Origin of the sequence: Peribacillus simplex, from assembly GCF_001578185.1 — a bacterium.
Taxonomy (GTDB): domain Bacteria; phylum Bacillota; class Bacilli; order Bacillales; family DSM-1321; genus Peribacillus; species Peribacillus simplex_A.
Window position 1 is genome coordinate 1,878,772 of record NZ_CP011008.1, and the last position, 16,961, is coordinate 1,895,732.

Below are 16,961 nucleotides of genomic sequence, written 5' to 3' on the forward strand. Positions count from 1 at the left end.
AACGGCGCGAAATCACGAATAACGTGCGAAATCATGGGTGCAGCACGAATTCACGAGTAAATATGCCAAACTCACGAGTAAATGGCCAAAATTCACGAGTAAAACAGCTAAAATCACGAGTAAATAGCTCAAACTCACGAGTAAAACAGCCAATCCCACGAGTAAACGGCGCGAAATCACGAGTATACGTGCGAAATCATAGGTACAGCACGAATTCACGAGTAAATATGCCAAATTCACGAGTAAATGGCCAAAATTCACGAGTAAAACAGCCAAACTCACGAGTAAACGGCGCGAACTCACGAGTAAATGTGCGAAATCATGGGTACAGCACGAAATCACGAGTAAATATGCTGAATTCACGAGTAAACATGCCGAAATCACGAGTAAATAGCCAAAACTGACGAGTAAAACAGCCAATCCTACGAGTAAACGGCGCGAACTCACGAGTAAACGTGCGACTGTCTGCCAAGCCTTCCCGCTGCAAGCTACTCCTGGGTCTCAGCTTGCCAGTTATTCGGCAGGAGTGTCGCAAATTTCTTCAGTCTAGTGAGGGTTGCATAAAACAGTAACCCTAATTTATCGAAAAAGCGATTCTTTATTAAGAATCGCTTTTTCTAAAGCTGTAAGAGCAGCTTACCTAGAGCGTGAATCAAAAAAATCAAGAAGTATAAAAAGGAAAGGCTGAAAGAATCTCCATTATGTAATGTATAACTACAGCGTGTTTTTTATGGAGCGGAAATTTCATTACATTCCGGGCAAAATGTATATCGAAAGGGGGGATATACTTGATTATGGTTTGCCCAATTTCGGGTTTTTCTGTGCCGGTATATATTATTCATCTCTTTGGCAACCAATTATTATTGGTCTTGTACTAGCGATTGTCGGGGGTGGTATGGAATATTTCATATTAAAAAGTGGAACTTTATGGATGGGTGTTGGAGCGGATTTTGTAGCTACCGTTTTGATTGGGCATTTTCTTTCAATCTATTATGGAATGCTTCAATCACTTTCATAGGAGCAATTATTGTAGGAATATTACTTGGTGTAATAGAATACTTTACTCACAGATTTTTAATTTCATAAGGGAAAGTCCAAAAGTCCACCGCTTAAGGTAATTTTGGAGTTACATTATTGTAAAAGGCAGTGCCTACTTTAGCACTGCCTTATTGAGGTAATTTTAAGGTTGAATAGCTTTGCCTTTCTGAAAGTGTTGCAGATATGAATAGTGTAAAATTGCGAACACTGTAATTGACCCTGTTGCAGCAATTTTAGGTAGGGCTTTATCTTATAAAAAAGTTTATTGACTTAAAAGAATTGATTAAAATGACGCATAACCCGATACAGGAAATCGTGATGATGGAATACATTAACTTTAAGTCTTTCAATATAATAATTCCCGCAATTACTATTAGTGAATCAATAATAAAAATAACAATTCCTGGATTAGTTGCTGTGCTTTTTGAGATTAATAGTGCTAGCAAATCCACTCCACCAGGGCTAATATGTTGTCTCAGCATAAAACCAACACCAATCCCAATCGTCATTCCACCGATAATGGCACTCGTTATGATCGGTAGATGAACCAAACCGTTTAGTGGTGTTAGCCAATCAATAATGGTTGAAGTAAACGCTAACCCAAGGATGGCTTTAAAGAAATAAGTCTTATCGTATAGAAGAGATAGAAGGTATATGGGAATGTTGATCATGATCATAGTATGTCCAACCTGGATTCCCCAAACATATTTGATTAATAAACTTATGCCAAATATCCCGCCATTTATTAGATGAATGGGGATAATAAATAAGTTAAGACCTACTCCAATGCAAAAACTTGAAAAAAGCAATGTAACAAACTTTTTCATAAAAAAATTCCCCTTGTCCAAATCATTATCTTAAAATATATGAGAGGAATCTAAATATATACTTAGCTGATTGGGAATTACGATTGCTATTTGTTCTTCATAAGATATTTTTAATTCACATGGGAGTACGCTAATCAAAATAAAGGCATTCTCGTTGAGGCCATGATGTAATTAGGGCAAAAAAAAGAGACACTAAAAGGAGGGCACTGAAAAAGTCCCTTCGGGCCAATAGAGGTAGATTTTCTCAGTTTATTCTGAGGAAATCTACCTTTTTTTGTTTTATAATCAAAGGTAATAAATTTATGTGGGTGATTACGATGATTCAAAAACAAACGTCTATGGTTTTTAGTCCATATATGGCCATTTATGATGTAGTGGTTCCAAAGGATAACATGTTACGCAAGATCAATGAACTTATTGACTTTTCTTTTGTGTTGGAAGAATTGAGGGACAACTACTGTCTTCATAACGGTAGGAATGCTGTCGATCCAATACGTATGTTTAAATATTTGCTGCTCAAGACCATTCATGACCTATCAGATGTGGATATAGTTGAGCGTTCCAGGTATGACATGTCCTTTAAATATTTCCTCGGCATTGCTCCAGAAGATCCAGTTATTGACCCTAGCTCCTTAACGAAATTTCGAAAGCTCCGTTTAAAAGACATAAACCTTTTGGATATGCTCATTCATAAAACCGTTGAGATTGCGATTGAAAAGGAAATCATTAAAAACAAAACGATTATTGTGGATGCCACCCACACGAAAGCCAGATACAATCATAAGACTCCAAAAGAAATATTGATGGACCAATCTAAAGGATTAAGAAAAGTAATCTATTCGATAGATGAAGAGATGAAAAATAAATTCCCATCCAAAACCACTACTGATGTATTGCAGGATGAAATTACTTATTGCCAGAAGCTCATCGAGGTAGTGGAAACAGAAGAGCGTATCACCCAATATCCAAAGGTAAAAGAGCAGTTAAATCTATTAAAGGAAACGGTATCCGATGATATCGAACAGTTAAGGATCTCCAAAGACCAAGATGCCAAGATTGGCCACAAGAGTGCTGACTCTTCTTTCTTTGGATACAAAACACATATTGCGATGAGTGAGGAACGAATCATTACAGCTGCGACTATCACTACAGGTGAAAAAACGGACGGTAAAGAATTAAAGGCATTAATTGAAAAGAGCACGGCTGCCGGTATGGTGATTGAGACCGTGATTGGCGATACAGCTTACTCAGAGAAGGGAAATATTGAATACAGTGAAGAAAATAACATTAAACTAGTCGCAAAATTGAATCCTTCTGTTACACAGGGATTCCGGAAGAAGGAAGAGGAATTTCAATTTAATAAGGATGCAGGAATGTACGTTTGTAAGGCTGGGCATTTGGCTATCAGGAAAGCTCGCCAGGGCAAAAAAGATGTAGCGACGAATCAAACAGATACCTATTACTTCGATATAGAAAAGTGTAAGATTTGTCCCTTAAAAGAGGGCTGTTATAAAGAAGGAGCGAAAAGCAAGACCTATTCTGTCAGTATTAAATCCAATGAACATACAGAACAGGCTACATTCCAGGAAAGTGAGTATTTTAAAGAAAAATCAAAAGAACGTTATAAAATAGAAGCGAAAAACAGTGAATTGAAACACAGACACGGGTATGATGTTGCAAAATCCTCGGGTCTACTTGGCATGGAATTACAAGGAGCAATGGCTATTTTCACCGTTAACTTGAAAAGAATATTGAAATTAATGGCCTAAAAAAGTGACACACAGAAGCAAAAAAAGACGATTTCCATTCAAGTGTCGAATGAGAATTGTCTTTTTTTTAGTTTGATTTACCGTACTAGTTAGAAAAACGTGAGTTTTTCAGCAGCCTCACTAAAAGAGTCTCTTTTTTTGCCTTGTTTTCTTGGGGCAAGTCAGTTTAATAATAAAAGAATTTTTTATACCTTGGAAAATAGGTTGGATTTAGCCTTTTTAATTCAAGATGTTTTTTTTGATAGGCGATTTGTAATGGTATCTTCTTGTGGTGAAGTTTGCCGTATATAAAAGGCCAGTATGAATGCAATTATGGTCAAACCTGTTGCTATCATGAATGCATCATCCACTCCCATTACGCTGCCTTGTTTAATGGCCGTCGCCATTTGTGATGTATTATCCGGTGATATGTTCCTTTGAGATAAGATTTCCTGAACATGTTTCGTTCCTTGGTTTGTCATGATGGACACAAAGAATGCCATGCCAACAGCACCTGCCACCATTCTCAATGTATTGACCATTGCTGTGCCGTATTTATTTAGGCTAAGCGCCAATTCATTTAATCCGGCTGTGAAGATAGGCATCATCAGTATCGACATTCCGAACATTCTAATGGTATATACCCACACCACATAAGAATAGGACGTATCTGTTTGAAGCCGCGTTAAAAGATAGGTTGTAATGATAGTGATGGCAAGTCCGCTCACCGCAAGCCATCTCGCACCAAATCGATCAAACAGCTTACCTGTGATAGGGGACATGATCCCCATTAAAATCCCGCCAGGCAATAGCATTAAACCGGATTCCATCGGAGTGAACCCACGAATGTTCTGCATATAGATTGGCATGATAATCATGCCAGAGAACATACCCATGGTTGCGATGATGTTGATGATTGTCGTTAAAGTGAACATCCGATACCGAAAAATTCTAAATTCCAAAATTGGATGCTTTACAGTAAATTGCCTCCAGACAAATAAAACTAAACTGATTCCTCCAACAAGGAACATAGTCAGGACTTCGAAACTGTCCCACCCCTTGGTACCGCCTGTAGCAAATCCGTATAGAACTCCGCCGAATCCGATAGTGGATAGAATAACACCCATTTTATCGAGTTCGGGTCGGCTGGTTTTACCTACATTTTTAATGATGAAAATTGCAAAAATAAAGTTAAGCAGGGCAAATGGGAAAATGATAAAAAACAGTACTCGCCAAGAATAATTTTGGATAATCCATCCTGATAACGTCGGTCCTACGGCTGGGGCAAAATTCATCGCGATACCAAAGATGCCCATTGCAAATCCACGTCTGTTAGGAGGGAATAAAGTGAAAATTACATTTGTAATCAAAGGGAATAGAATCCCTGCACCTGCAGCTTGAACGACACGTCCGATCAATAAGACGGAGAAGCTGGGGGCAATTCCACATAAAAAAGTTCCTAAGGCGAAGAGTCCCATCGAAGCTAGATATAATTGTCTTGTATTAAATCGTTCCATTAAGAAAGCGGTAATCGGGATGACAATCCCATTAACCAATAAAAAGATAGTTGTAAGCCAATTAGCTGTTGCAGCTGATATGTCAAAATGATTCATTAATTGAGGCAATGCGATATTGATTAAAGTCTGATTTAAGAAAGCGATTAGAGCACCAGCCAGTATCACCGCAAACATGGGACCTGTACGTACTTTAGTGATGGCTGTTTTGTCGTGATTCATTATTATGACACGTCCTTTCCGCTAGGATAGTACAAATTGTACTGCCTGCTATTTTTAAAAGTTTAGAAACTAATTCGTCTCACGAAGTATTAGTGTAAACCCACAATATATTTTCCGGTAAAATACAGCATTTAAGGAGATTCACCTCAATTACGGCTTTTTTGAGGTGTTTATTCTTTATTAACCACTCACTTACAATATTTCAGGATACATTATCTCTTGGAAATCCCCCAGGTTAACATCCATTCTACAGGTATATCATATTTCAAACAATAATCACTAATATAATACTTAAAATGTACCAGAGAAATTTGTTCACTAGGTATAGTACTTTAACATTCTACCATTCGTATTCACTAAAAAATAGTTAATTAATGTTGAACAATAAAATCACGACTTTTCCGTATTTTGTGAATGATTATATTTTTAATATTCAAAATAATCATTGCAATCAATGTACTGGTTGATTATAATACAGAGCATAACAAATAAAAGTTATTATGAGGGGGTGAAATAATTGAATATTGCGGGGATGAATATAACTTTTAGGCATTTCCCTTTTCATTATTTTTTGGATTGCATGGACAACCTTGGGATTAATAGCATTGAGTTATGGGGTGGGGAGCCGCATTTGTATGTTTATCGAAACATATTAGGAAATATAAGGAGTTTGAGAAGGGAACTTAAGTCTAGAAATATGAAAATCATTTGCTATACCCCCGAACAATGTATCTATCCTTATAACATTGCATCCTCGGATGCTCATTGGCGAAAAAAAAGCATGGAATATTTTATGGAAAATCTTTATGCCGCGCTGGAGTTAGACACAAACATGATGCTTATCACTTCTGGAATAGGGGACTTTTCTGTCTCACAAGAGGAATCATGGAAATATGCAAGTGACTCAATCTTTCAATTAACCAAAGTAGCTGAGATGGAAGGTTTGATTCTTGTTTTAGAGCCATTGACAAAGTATGAATCCAATCTGGTAATCGACTCAAAAGGGCTGAAGAAAATGTTAGAGGAAATCCAATCTACTTCATTAAAAGGAATGATAGATACGGTTTCCATGCATCTGGCGGGTGAAACACCTGATGAGTACTATTCCTTCCTTCCCGAATTAGGCCATTTTCACCTAATTGACGGGGATGGTCAATCAGATGCACATTTGGCACTGGATGATGGGGTTTTAAATTGGAGGGAATATTTAACAAGCCTTCAAAGCCATCGTTACAAAGGAAGTTGTACTTTAGAGATTATGGGATCAAATTATTATCAAAATCCAATAGATGCAATCAAAAAGTCAATTGAAAAAGTTAGGGAATTGGGAATTTAATCATCTAATTTGGAGGAACTCTTTATGAGTAATGGCACACTTACACGAAAACTGGGTTTTTGGTCTGCTCTGGCTATTGCTGTTGGAACTACAATAGGGTCGGGTATTTTTGTCTCATCCGGTGATGTTGCAAAGGCTGCGGGTACTCCTTCAATTTCCATTCTAGCCTGGATAATAGGCGGGGTGATTGCCATTCCGCAAGTAATGGTGCTGGCGGAGTTATCGACAGCATACCCCCAAAATGGAAGCGGTTACGTTTATTTAAATAAAGCTGGGTGGAGGCCTCTGGCATTTTTATATGGATGGGCCACTTTCTGGGCGTTGGACCCTCCATCCATATCGATTATGGCCTTAGCCATCGTTTCTTATTTAGCAACCTTTTTCCCATTTTTCTCTGGGGTCGCCGGGAAATTATTGGGTATTGCGATCATCCTGCTCATCACATCGATTCATTATCGAAGTGTGAAGGAGGGAGGTCTTTTCCAAGTCATTATCACGGCTATCAAAATCATTCCTTTCCTGATTGTCATTGTCTTGGGAATTATGTATATGAATCCTGATAACTTTGCTTATACACCAGGACCTGGTGCCCAAAAGTCAAGTTTAATAGGTGGTGTATCCGCAACCACATGGGCATATACGGGAATGGCTGCGATTTGTTTCATGGCTGGGGAGTTCAAAAATCCAGGGAAAATACTTCCACGAGCTCTTATTAGTTCGGTATTCATCGTGTTGGCTTTATATACGCTGTTAGCCGTTTGTGTCATCGGTTTGATGCCGTTTGATGAATTAATCAACTCCAATGCGGCTGTTTCTGAAGCTGTAAAATATATTCCGGGATTATCTGATATTGCATCATCATTCGTGGCCATTACGGCGATTATTGTTATCTTGGGTTCGCTGAGTTCTTGCATAATGTTTCAGCCCCGCCTTGAGTACGCAATGGCAAAGGACGGACTATTCTTTCAACGTTTTGCAAGAGTTCATCCTAAATATGAAACTCCAAGTTTCTCTATCATCGTTCAGGTTACGTATGCATGTATACTTGTGTGCTTCAGTAATTTAACAGTATTACTTGGCTATTTCACACTGATTCAATTGGTAATTAACATCATGGACTTTGCCGCTGTTTATAAATGCCGTAAAAGGGATGATTATAATCCAATCTATCGTATGCCAATGTGGAGGTTAACGACGTTTTTAGCTATTCTTGGAGCATCATGGCTGGCCTGGGGAACATTTACTTGGGCGCCTATTCAAGGAGTGATTGCAGCGCTGATCGTTATCGTAACAGGTCTGCCGGTATACTATTATTGGGAAAGGAAATATGGATCAAACAAAAATAACGACAGTGATATCGTGGCTTAGCAGAATTTTAAGGGAAGTTAGGACTTCTTTTGACAAACACACTAAAATTTAAAATAAAACAATTGTACAAATTATTATGTTTGGATATAATACAAGACATAACAAATAAACAGAGGTAGGGGAGGAAGCTGTTAATGCTAAAGTTTGATGAGGAGTTATTTCTAAATCTTGTAGAAAAAGAGGGCCTTGCTTTTAGAGGCCAGATTGAAGAAATCGTAGATGGAATCACAAAAAGGGGCTACAGCAATATTTTCCTTATCGGTGCTGGTGGCACCATAGCCATGATGTATCCATATGAATACATTTTAAAATCAAATTCTACCATCGATGTCCATGCAGAAATTGCTGCTGAGTTCATGGTGATGAATCATAAGCATTTCAGCAAAGATTCAGTCTGTATTTTTACATCTGTATCCGGGACTACTCAAGAAACAGTTGCAGCGGCTGAATATTGTAAAGAAAAAGGCGCAACTACAATCGCTTTAGTTGCAGAGCCAAATACTCCGTTAACACAAATTGCGGATTACTGTATAACGACTGGTTCTGAAACGCACTCTTTTGATACTTTCTTTATGCTTTTGTACATGATCGTCTTCCGTTTCATGCATAACAACAATGAATTCCCGCAATATGAACAATTCACGAAGGAGGTTTCTCTACTTCCGCATGCAATTCTAGATGCCGTAAAATCTTTTGACAAAAAAGCAGAGGAATTTGCCATTACACATAAAGACACGGATTACCACATGATGGTCGGTTCTGGTAACCTATGGGGAAACACTTATTCATATGCCATGTGCATTTTAGAGGAAATGCAATGGATCCAGGCGAAATCCATCCACGCTGCAGAGTTTTTCCATGGTACGCTTGAACTTGTTGTTGAAGATACAAGTGTTATTTTACTAAAAGGGGAAGATGAAACTAGACCGCTGATGGACCGTGTAGAGAGATTTGTAGAAAATATCTCAAAAAATATTACGGTTATTGATACCAAAAGCTTTGAAATGGAAGGCATCAGCGAAGAATTCAGAAAGCATTTTTCTGTTAGCATCAACTGGTCAGTATTAAGTCGAATCAGCGTATACCTTGAGCGTGAAAGAAATCATCCATTATCACTTAGAAGATACTATCGCCAAATGGAATATTAAGATAAGTGGAGCACTACTTAGTAGTGCTCTTAAGTTTCAAGAAAGCGGGGGAAAATGATGAGAACGGTTACAGTCGGAGATAACTGTATGGATGTTTATCAAAAGAGCGGGGAGGTCTATCCTGGGGGTAATCCTTTAAATGTGGCTGTCTATTTAAGAGGGTTAGGTGCTGACTCTGCTTATATCGGCTGGGTGGGCTCCGATCGATACAGTGAAAAAATGGTTAAAGCGATTCAGGAAAAAGGTGTTGATATTTCTCATCTTTCGCGGAAAGAAGGAAAAACAGCTGTTACTTTTGTTGAAATGGTAGGAAATGACCGCAAGTTTGGAGAATACGATGAAGGTGTCATGAAACATTTCCGCTTAACGACAGAAGAACTCCATTACATTCAAACATACCAGCTCATACATTCAGGGATTTGGGGACATGCGGATAAGTACTATTCCTTATTTAAAGAAAATGGAATGCTCACGTCTTTTGATTTCTCAGATCAGCTAGATCATGATCTAGTGAAGACTTTACCGAAGTTTGTTGATTATCCTTTTTTCTCTTATACGAAGGATGATGCTTTTATCCGCCAATTTTTAAATGATGTAAAAAATCAAGGATCTAAAATTGCGGTCGCCACTTTAGGAGAAAATGGTTCACTTGCCTATGACGGCATTCAATTTTATCAATGCGGTGCCGTTGAAGCGAATGTGGTGGATACAATGGGTGCGGGGGATTCCTTCATTTCCGGTTTTATTTATGGATTATTGAAAGGCCAATCTATCGAAAATTGCTTAGAATTGGGTACAGAGTCTGCTGCGAATACCATTAGCTATTTCGGTGCGTGGTGACTGGGACTGTAAATCATGTATAATAGGTAGTAAATAATAAATTTTGACGGATAAGGATGAATCTAATATGAATTTAAATCCTTCAGCCCCCCAGCCACTATATATGCAAATAAGGCAAATGTTGAAGAATGATATTCAGAACGGTAAATACAAACCAGATGAACAAATCCCAACCGAAGCAGAGCTTTGTGAAACTTATAACGTTAGCCGCATCACCATTCGAAAAGCAATCGAGGAATTGGTAAAGGAAGGAACACTGACACGTATTCCGCGCAGGGGTACCTTTGTTGCATCTAATAAGTTTCATAATGAGTTGTTATCCATAAGTGGATTCTCAGAGTTTAGTCATCAGCTTGGGAAGATACCGAATTCCCGGATTTTAAGAAGTGAGATCATAGCCGCACCAAAAGATGTTGCAGGTCATCTCCTCATTGAAGAAGGAAGCCCCGTTCTCGAACTGGAGCGACTCATGTATGTAGATGAGCGTCCGCTTTTCTACGATACCGCTCATTATTCGTTACTTCGTTTTCCGGATTTGGAAAAGAAGATCGCAAGGGATGAATCAACTTATAAGATCCTATTGGAAGATTACTATACCGAAATAGTAAGTAACGATAAAATTATAGACGTGATTGGTGCTACAAAAATCTATGCTAAATATTTAGAATGCGATATTGGCGCAAATTTATTTAGAATAGTGAAGATTGCTTTCGATGCAAACGACCAGCCTGTGCACCTCTCAACGTTCATGTGTGAAACCAACAAGGTCAATCTGACTGTTCATCGGGCAAAATAGGTCATGCCATAAATTTGGCATGACCTATTTAAACATCTAGTTTTGATTTTCCTCCTCCAAACTTTCTTCTTTGATCATCGCATTTAAAATATCCTTACAATTAAAACACAAGATTTTCTTGTTATCTAACAGAATACCGTTCAGAAAACCAGCCGTACAATATACATCTTGTGCACAGCGAACACAAGAGCCAACTAGTTCATCCATCGATACATCCCCCTATTCAGGAAATGGTATATAGTTTGGTGTTCTATTTTGAATAAAGGTAAAGGCCAAAATCTTGCATAACGGAAGTGTGCCCCATTTGTCGCAACATGGTAGCTATATTGCCACGATGATATGATCCGTGAGTGACAACATGAAATACCGATTCGGAAATGGAAGTTTCAAGCAACCCAGCATATGGGTTATCCACGACAATTACCTTTTCCATATCCTCCACACTTTCCAGAAGGGCTTTGTTTCTTTCGGATAAGTCTATAAATGTTTTTTTCATTTCCTCAATACTTTTCTTTTCCACCACTTCTCTTAATAGATTAAAAGACTTCATTGCTTCATCCATACTATTACCTGAGATAATGTCAAACCAAGTGTAATCTGTGAGATAAATGTGAGATAACACTTTAGATACCGAAGAAAAACCACTCTGAATATCCTTATGATAAATGTGCTGTGGAAGTTCAGTTAAACGATCAATGATAACTCCATTTGCCCACACGTGGTAGTTGTACATATTTAATACTTGTTCGGGGTGGTTCATATAAAAAACCTCCATTTTGGGTCGTATTGAACAATTTATGCCCTAAATGACAAAAAAATTCAGTTGAATTCAAGAAAGTATATTTATTAATATGTTTATATATAAATAACAACACTTCTTTTGACAGGTAGGAGGAGTATGAAGTTATTGCATACTTCCTCCACTGCTTTATCCATGCACCTTTCATTGCAAATTTACTAATGTTAAAACAAAATGCGACTTTTCTGATTATAAAACTGCTAGATATTGGCGTATCCATATAAGGATGCTAATTCTTGCAGGAAATTAGCTCCCTATATCGAACTGATAGTAAAGGAGATGGTAATATGAATCTGAGAATTAAATATAGGCTTTATATCCATGTTGACGGAAAACTTATTCCAGAGAAGTATGATCGATATGAGATACTAAACGTCAGAGAAGGTATAGATCCTAATGATACTAAGGATTACCAAGAGCTTATTAAAAAATTGGGAAAGTCAATTAATCGGCCTGTAAATGAATTTGAAATTAAAAATTATGAGTCCATGTAAGGGCATCCTCTCGAGGATGCTTTTTATTTTGGAGAATGAGAGGTGAATCCGGTAATTTTGAACTTTCACCGTTAATTAAACAAGAAAACGCCATTGATTTAGAGGGGATACCTTTTATTGCAGATTATCATTTAGTTTTTTATTAGATAATTCATCTATTGATTTTGCGGTTGTATCAAAGGAGGGTGTTCTGCCATGTCATTTAATACTTTTTCACGTTCTATTTATGCTTCTAGAATGGCCCTCCCTTAATTGAAAGTGGCCCAATCGTTAATTATTTATTTGTCTTCTTGAACTTTCGTTTCCGTTACTCCAAGAAGACATGCGACCATTATTATTAAATGGTTCCGTGTGTTGAATTAAAGTATGAAATTATAATGTTTCATCCTGCCTTGAATTTTTTTGTAAAAGGTCACGAATTTCCTTTAAATATTGCTCGGTTGCCGGTACCACTACAATTACCTCTTCCTCGTCCGTTTGCTTTTTTCTAATAAGAGAATTCGCTATCTTCATAAACATGAAAATCGCAAACGAAATAATCAAGAAATCAATCACAGCTTGAACAAATGCACCGTATTGAACATGCACGCCATTAACTGGAAGGGCTAACGAAGAAACATTGACCCCTCCTAGTAAAATTCCAACTAGAGGTGTAATAATATTTTCGACTAGCGATGAAATGATTTTCCCAAATGCAGCACCCATCACTACAGCTATAGCAAGATCGAGAACGTTTCCTTTAGTTATAAACTCTCTGAATTCCTTTATCATCGTAACTACACCCTTCTTTTTTTATAGATAAAAGCATACCAGAAACATGGAGAAAATTGAATAGAGTAAGTGGCCTCTATTATTTCCAAAAATAGGGATAAGCATCCGTTTAATCTTTTGAAATCCATTAATAAGTAGAATGAAAGCAGCCAATCAAAGGGGGTAGCTTTCACAAAACATTAAAAAGTCGTTATAAAGCACATCTTATTGCGGGGGGGGATTTAACGTTCCTAGAACCAAGCCTTATTAAAGCTTTACAAATAGTACTTAAAAAGCAATTCAATAGTTATGGAAGGCAGATGGGGAATATCAAAGGGGCAATCGTCACTGAAGGCAGGTAAAGAAGCTTTCACTAAATTGTTACTGAATATAAGGGAGGGGGGATATAAATGTTTTTGATTGGCGATAATTATATTATTGTACTACCCCCTAAGTGGTACTCCTCCATTGTTAAATGGCCTTCTCAAAATCGAGAGGGCTTTTTTTGTGGGCATTGGTTAATTATTTGTTGATCTTCGATAAAAGTTTAAAGACTAAATGGGTCGTTTTTCCAGAAGTTGTATTTGTGACTGAAAGCCGTAAAACAGTTTTCTTATTTATTGAGAATAAAGCAAAGGGTGGTATCGATTAGGGGTTTTGTCCTTTTTGTGGATAAAGGAGGAAATTACGTTTCGTTTGAAGAATGTTTTGAAGATGGGGGTGGAATAATTGCGACAAAATATTGAACACGACTTATGTAAAGAGGATATTTTTAGAATGATTGTTAAACACCTTGATGTATTCCCGTTGACTTGTCTAGACGCTATCAGAGAAGTTATTAGAAGTTCATTAAAACAACGGGGCTTAATAGGAGGAGTAACTAAACAAACAGGAGCAGCTGCTATAACCTATAACCGGAAAATATCAGAAAAAGATATACAGTTAATAAATGATTGTATTTATGACCTTTTATATAGCCGAGTTATCCAACCTGGCATTAATAATGATAATCGAGATTTACCATGGATTCATGTTTCTGATAAAGAGAAACTAAAAAAATATCTAAACTGAAAAGTATAGTCCGATAAATCAGAGAATTTTTCCATCCGGGGAGAGATTTCCCCCTGAATGTTGAAGGCGCAAGAATACTGCATTAGGTGTAAAGATAATTATTGGAGGAAAGATATATGTAGCGAATGGGGATTAATGCGTAAACCGATTTTATAAATCCGAGGAATTTGAGATTCTCAAAAATGCAATAGTTGGATGTCCTAGAAAAGTGGGCATATTAGAAAGCAGCCAAATTATTAGATCATGAGCGGTAAGAGTGCCATTTAAAATCGAGCTAGTGCTTGAATATCCTTTATAGTTAAGCTAGGTAAGAGTCCATAAAGGATGGGCTTAGGGGGAATGGATAAAATTTTGTGAACTCACTTTATTAACAGCAAAAACATAGGAAAAGCCCTTCTCTAAATCGAGAGGGGCCTATTTTAGGTTATAATCTCTTTATCCGATAATTGCAATTTTCTATATAATTCACACTCAATTAATTGTATGTTTCACCTGTAAGATGGGATTCAAACATATCGATAATTTCAAGGAAACGATTGGCCTCACGGAAAACGTGATCAGCCAATAGAGGATGGATAATGCTCTTGATTTTGCATTCTTCGATTAAATCTCTGGCGGTTTTCTTAAAGTCTCGAAGTGATACGACGGAAACACGGTTCTGATCTAGAAATTGATCCAAAAGAGGGGCAGTTTGAGATTGCGGCTTCATGGACTCTAAGTCTACAGCTTGAAAGACTAATTGATCAAAATCATTGCTAAAGTTTCGCGCCATATCTACAAGCTTTCTTTCCGATGGATCAAGGAGATGTCCAATAAATTTTGCATGATCCGCCATGATCCTTAAAAAGAAAACATTCTCTTTGATGATAGCATCAGCAAGTGGTTTCAATTTACCTTCATTTAATTCTTTTAATCGTTTTCTAAAATAATTAGCTTCCCTACTTATATGGTCAACTAAAAGTGGGAAATTGTTTGCACCAGGCAATTTACAGGTAAGTATTAACCCCAACACTTTCCTTTTAAAGAAAAATATGTTCGTGGCAGCTTGTTGCACTTCCGCATTAAATATTCTAATCTGTTCTGGATCAGTTTGATTTGTAAAGGAATGAGATTGCTGTTCTATCCGTTCAAATACATGAAAAAACTGATTAGCTTCGTCAATTAGCTGTGTATCTTCACATCTGAAACCCAATCTTAGAAATAACGAGTGTTCCTTCATTATTCGTGACCAAAAACGGATTTCATCTAAAGAACGTTCAACAAACATGCTAGAGTTATTTCTCATATTGGCTTCCTGTCTGTTTTCACTCAATACTATATCCCCCTTTATCCTTACCATCTTTAAAATCATATTAAAAAGGGGGCAATTGTATACCACTCAGTTACATATAAAGTCACAAATAAATCAAATATGTCTTTTCAATCGTAGCCTAATAAATGAGGAAAAGAAACAATCACTTTCAAGAACGGATCTTTCTATTTCACTAGTGTCGAGTCTTTGCAATTAGAAGGTATGGAAGTTTCCGAGAGTGGAGATCAAGCGTATAGATGATTCCAGGGAAAATGATTAAGGGAAAGGAAGGAATTATGGACCATGTTAATGGAGCAAAATGAATAAATAGAAATGGTTAGCAGAATATCCTAAGGAGTGCTCCTTGCCTCTACCAGGAATTAGTTGTGAACTCAATTAATACAGATCGAGCGGTGATGGATGTAACGGAATCTGGTTAATGCTAGCAAAAAGGGTATACCATTGAAGAGATTCAATCTATTACTGTACACAGGTTGAACTTTAATCATCCGTGAACATGTTAAACTCGAAACTTATTGGCAGACAATAAGAGTAACCTATTCAATTAAAGAAAATAGACTGTATTGGAGAACTTGCTTAGTTTAACTTTCAAGATTTAGATGATGATAATGTATAACTTATTCTTAATTGCTAGTGAGAAACAGGGCAAGCAATCTTTTTTACTTGCTCTTTTTTCTGTTACGAAGATTGTGACAACTCTGCATGGTTCTTAAAGTACTAGATAATTGGTACATATAGAATGTATTGTAATAAATCGTCTATTGAATATTGACTCAAAACTAAATAATAATGTCTTTACCCGTAGAAAGAAGTAAAGCCTTTCGAACTTTATTAAGAATGAAAATTTGTAAAATAGTATAATGATGATATTTATGAATTTGGATTATAGGATATATAGAATGAAATAGGTTTTAGAAAAGAAACAAAGAAAATCATGAATTAGAAAAAGAGTGGGGTATATAAAATGACTGTTTTGTTTGGTACGGTCGAATACTTTGTACAAGAAATGCTAAGTCACTTAGAAATTTATCGAATGGGAAAATGGACAAAAGAGGATGAAATCTCATTAATATATTCAAAATTGGAAAATGAAATTTTATACGACTTTGTATGTGACGATAAAGTTCGAATAGAATGTTTGAAAAACCTTGCCTATGCAGCTAAAAGAATAAGGACAAAAGAATATTAATCTATAAAAAAGAGGATGTCCCAAGATGTATGGCTTTTTGGGGCATCCCTTTTCTTATGTTTAAGTGCCTCAAAAGATTATCCAATAGGGGGGGCTTAAAGTTTTAATTGACAATGATTATCATTATCTTTATGTTATTGATTATCATTCAAAATTAATTACTATTGGAAAGCAGGCATTTTTATGAAAACACGTAGAATCATTGCAAAAATTCATTTATGGCTTAGTATGCTAGCTGGGGTATTTAGGACTGATTGGCTTCACAGGAAGTTTGCTTGTCTTTGAACCTGAACTAAGCAGTATACTGCATCCTAATTTATATAAGTTACAGAAGGGAAAAAAGTTACGTATCAGAAAGCCGTGCAGGTTATATTAGAATCACATCCAAACGGACAAATTGAACGTATATACACTCCAAGTGAACCTAATGCTCGTGGAGTTTCCCTATTCCGCCTAAAGGAAGGAGAGGAACAACTAAACATATTTGTCAATCCAGGAACAGGATACAT

Annotated in this window: 18 protein-coding genes and 1 pseudogene; 11 read left to right on the forward strand and 8 right to left on the reverse strand. The window is 36.9% G+C overall.

What is annotated here, in order from left to right; genetic code table 11:
- Nucleotides 1-12: 12 nt before the first annotated feature.
- Both UP17_RS28470 and UP17_RS27450 read right to left on the reverse strand, forming a co-directional pair.
- Entirely contained in the window at nucleotides 13-363 is a 351-nt protein-coding gene (locus tag UP17_RS28470) for a hypothetical protein (protein WP_208857051.1), read from the reverse strand.
- Complete coding sequence (locus tag UP17_RS27450; RefSeq protein ID WP_155727279.1) at nucleotides 320-472, reverse strand: hypothetical protein; 153 nt, start codon at nucleotides 470-472, stop codon at nucleotides 320-322. The genes UP17_RS28470 and UP17_RS27450 overlap by 44 nt, the downstream gene beginning before the upstream one ends.
- Before the next feature lie 258 nt (nucleotides 473-730).
- Here UP17_RS27450 and UP17_RS08875 point away from each other — a divergent pair, with 258 nt between their 5' ends.
- Nucleotides 731-1,018 (forward strand): hypothetical protein, encoded by a 288-nt coding sequence (locus tag UP17_RS08875; RefSeq protein WP_155727280.1) that lies wholly within the window; start codon nucleotides 731-733, stop codon nucleotides 1,016-1,018.
- A gap of 265 nt (nucleotides 1,019-1,283) precedes the next feature.
- Here the strand turns inward: UP17_RS08875 and UP17_RS08880 are convergent, their stop codons facing one another.
- On the reverse strand, nucleotides 1,284-1,865 hold the full coding sequence (locus UP17_RS08880; RefSeq protein WP_061462586.1) for a YitT family protein: 582 nt from the start codon (nucleotides 1,863-1,865) through the stop codon (nucleotides 1,284-1,286).
- Between the two features lie 317 nt (nucleotides 1,866-2,182).
- On the opposite strand from UP17_RS08880, the gene UP17_RS08885 reads away from it, so the two are divergent.
- Complete coding sequence (locus tag UP17_RS08885) at nucleotides 2,183-3,634, forward strand: IS1182 family transposase (protein ID WP_061466006.1); 1,452 nt, start codon at nucleotides 2,183-2,185, stop codon at nucleotides 3,632-3,634.
- A 224-nt stretch (nucleotides 3,635-3,858) separates the two neighbouring features.
- Here the strand turns inward: UP17_RS08885 and UP17_RS08890 are convergent, their stop codons facing one another.
- Entirely contained in the window at nucleotides 3,859-5,349 is a 1,491-nt protein-coding gene (locus UP17_RS08890) for a DHA2 family efflux MFS transporter permease subunit (protein ID WP_061462587.1), read from the reverse strand.
- A gap of 517 nt (nucleotides 5,350-5,866) precedes the next feature.
- On the opposite strand from UP17_RS08890, the gene UP17_RS08895 reads away from it, so the two are divergent.
- The 5 genes from UP17_RS08895 (at nucleotide 5,867) to UP17_RS08915 (ending at nucleotide 10,837) form a co-directional block, all read left to right on the forward strand.
- Nucleotides 5,867-6,685: a TIM barrel protein gene (locus tag UP17_RS08895; RefSeq protein WP_061462588.1), complete on the forward strand. Its 819-nt coding sequence runs from the start codon at nucleotides 5,867-5,869 to the stop codon at nucleotides 6,683-6,685.
- 24 nt (nucleotides 6,686-6,709) lie between these two features.
- Nucleotides 6,710-8,053: an amino acid permease gene (locus tag UP17_RS08900; protein ID WP_061462589.1), complete on the forward strand. Its 1,344-nt coding sequence runs from the start codon at nucleotides 6,710-6,712 to the stop codon at nucleotides 8,051-8,053.
- A 134-nt stretch (nucleotides 8,054-8,187) separates the two neighbouring features.
- Complete coding sequence (locus UP17_RS08905) at nucleotides 8,188-9,201, forward strand: SIS domain-containing protein (RefSeq protein WP_061462590.1); 1,014 nt, start codon at nucleotides 8,188-8,190, stop codon at nucleotides 9,199-9,201.
- 57 nt (nucleotides 9,202-9,258) lie between these two features.
- Nucleotides 9,259-10,041 (forward strand): fructoselysine 6-kinase, encoded by a 783-nt coding sequence (frlD, locus tag UP17_RS08910; protein ID WP_061462591.1) that lies wholly within the window; start codon nucleotides 9,259-9,261, stop codon nucleotides 10,039-10,041.
- A gap of 67 nt (nucleotides 10,042-10,108) precedes the next feature.
- Nucleotides 10,109-10,837 (forward strand): GntR family transcriptional regulator, encoded by a 729-nt coding sequence (locus UP17_RS08915; protein WP_061462592.1) that lies wholly within the window; start codon nucleotides 10,109-10,111, stop codon nucleotides 10,835-10,837.
- Between the two features lie 36 nt (nucleotides 10,838-10,873).
- On the opposite strand, the gene UP17_RS28255 is transcribed toward UP17_RS08915, so the two are convergent.
- Together UP17_RS28255 and UP17_RS08920 are read right to left on the reverse strand one after the other, a co-directional pair.
- Nucleotides 10,874-11,044: a hypothetical protein gene (locus UP17_RS28255; RefSeq protein WP_167555978.1), complete on the reverse strand. Its 171-nt coding sequence runs from the start codon at nucleotides 11,042-11,044 to the stop codon at nucleotides 10,874-10,876.
- 43 nt (nucleotides 11,045-11,087) lie between these two features.
- Nucleotides 11,088-11,597 (reverse strand): DinB family protein, encoded by a 510-nt coding sequence (locus tag UP17_RS08920; protein WP_081108767.1) that lies wholly within the window; start codon nucleotides 11,595-11,597, stop codon nucleotides 11,088-11,090.
- A 326-nt stretch (nucleotides 11,598-11,923) separates the two neighbouring features.
- Between UP17_RS08920 and UP17_RS08925 the strand changes: the two genes are divergently transcribed.
- Nucleotides 11,924-12,130: a hypothetical protein gene (locus tag UP17_RS08925; RefSeq protein ID WP_061462595.1), complete on the forward strand. Its 207-nt coding sequence runs from the start codon at nucleotides 11,924-11,926 to the stop codon at nucleotides 12,128-12,130.
- Nucleotides 12,131-12,502: 372 nt separating this feature from the next.
- Here UP17_RS08925 and mscL read toward each other — a convergent pair whose 3' ends face one another.
- A complete protein-coding gene (mscL, locus tag UP17_RS08930) occupies nucleotides 12,503-12,901 on the reverse strand; it encodes a large conductance mechanosensitive channel protein MscL (protein WP_061462597.1) in 399 nt (132 codons plus the stop codon).
- A gap of 708 nt (nucleotides 12,902-13,609) precedes the next feature.
- On the opposite strand from mscL, the gene UP17_RS08935 reads away from it, so the two are divergent.
- Entirely contained in the window at nucleotides 13,610-13,951 is a 342-nt protein-coding gene (locus UP17_RS08935) for a hypothetical protein (RefSeq protein WP_061462600.1), read from the forward strand.
- A 475-nt stretch (nucleotides 13,952-14,426) separates the two neighbouring features.
- Here UP17_RS08935 and UP17_RS08940 read toward each other — a convergent pair whose 3' ends face one another.
- The gene (locus UP17_RS08940) at nucleotides 14,427-15,236 is read right to left on the reverse strand and encodes a DUF2935 domain-containing protein (RefSeq protein WP_434218695.1); all 810 of its coding nucleotides are present in this window, start codon (nucleotides 15,234-15,236) and stop codon (nucleotides 14,427-14,429) included.
- Between the two features lie 156 nt (nucleotides 15,237-15,392).
- On the opposite strand from UP17_RS08940, the pseudogene UP17_RS29695 reads away from it, so the two are divergent.
- Both UP17_RS29695 and UP17_RS08945 read left to right on the forward strand, forming a co-directional pair.
- Nucleotides 15,393-15,562: pseudogene (locus tag UP17_RS29695) on the forward strand (succinyl-CoA--3-ketoacid-CoA transferase); the annotation flags it as partial.
- A 665-nt stretch (nucleotides 15,563-16,227) separates the two neighbouring features.
- Nucleotides 16,228-16,452 carry a hypothetical protein gene (locus UP17_RS08945; RefSeq protein WP_061462602.1) on the forward strand — a complete coding sequence of 75 codons (225 nt, stop codon included), beginning with the start codon at nucleotides 16,228-16,230 and terminating at the stop codon, nucleotides 16,450-16,452.
- Nucleotides 16,453-16,961 lie beyond the last annotated feature (509 nt).

What these genes read in the sequence shown, in the direction of transcription:
- UP17_RS08915 (WP_061462592.1), top strand. Translation starts at nt 10,109, where the DNA reads ATGAATTTAAATCCTTCAGCCCCCCAGCCACTATATATGCAAATAAGG.
- UP17_RS08920 (WP_081108767.1), bottom strand. Translation starts at nt 11,597, where the DNA reads ATGAACCACCCCGAACAAGTATTAAATATGTACAACTACCACGTGTGG.
- UP17_RS08900 (WP_061462589.1), top strand. Translation starts at nt 6,710, where the DNA reads ATGAGTAATGGCACACTTACACGAAAACTGGGTTTTTGGTCTGCTCTG.
- UP17_RS08880 (WP_061462586.1), bottom strand. Translation starts at nt 1,865, where the DNA reads ATGAAAAAGTTTGTTACATTGCTTTTTTCAAGTTTTTGCATTGGAGTA.
- UP17_RS08925 (WP_061462595.1), top strand. Translation starts at nt 11,924, where the DNA reads ATGAATCTGAGAATTAAATATAGGCTTTATATCCATGTTGACGGAAAA.
- UP17_RS08940 (WP_434218695.1), bottom strand. Translation starts at nt 15,236, where the DNA reads ATGAGAAATAACTCTAGCATGTTTGTTGAACGTTCTTTAGATGAAATC.
- UP17_RS08945 (WP_061462602.1), top strand. Translation starts at nt 16,228, where the DNA reads ATGACTGTTTTGTTTGGTACGGTCGAATACTTTGTACAAGAAATGCTA.
- mscL (WP_061462597.1), bottom strand. Translation starts at nt 12,901, where the DNA reads ATGATAAAGGAATTCAGAGAGTTTATAACTAAAGGAAACGTTCTCGAT.
- UP17_RS28255 (WP_167555978.1), bottom strand. Translation starts at nt 11,044, where the DNA reads ATGGATGAACTAGTTGGCTCTTGTGTTCGCTGTGCACAAGATGTATAT.
- frlD (WP_061462591.1), top strand. Translation starts at nt 9,259, where the DNA reads ATGAGAACGGTTACAGTCGGAGATAACTGTATGGATGTTTATCAAAAG.
- UP17_RS08875 (WP_155727280.1), top strand. Translation starts at nt 731, where the DNA reads ATGGAGCGGAAATTTCATTACATTCCGGGCAAAATGTATATCGAAAGG.
- UP17_RS08890 (WP_061462587.1), bottom strand. Translation starts at nt 5,349, where the DNA reads ATGAATCACGACAAAACAGCCATCACTAAAGTACGTACAGGTCCCATG.
- UP17_RS08905 (WP_061462590.1), top strand. Translation starts at nt 8,188, where the DNA reads ATGCTAAAGTTTGATGAGGAGTTATTTCTAAATCTTGTAGAAAAAGAG.
- UP17_RS08885 (WP_061466006.1), top strand. Translation starts at nt 2,183, where the DNA reads ATGATTCAAAAACAAACGTCTATGGTTTTTAGTCCATATATGGCCATT.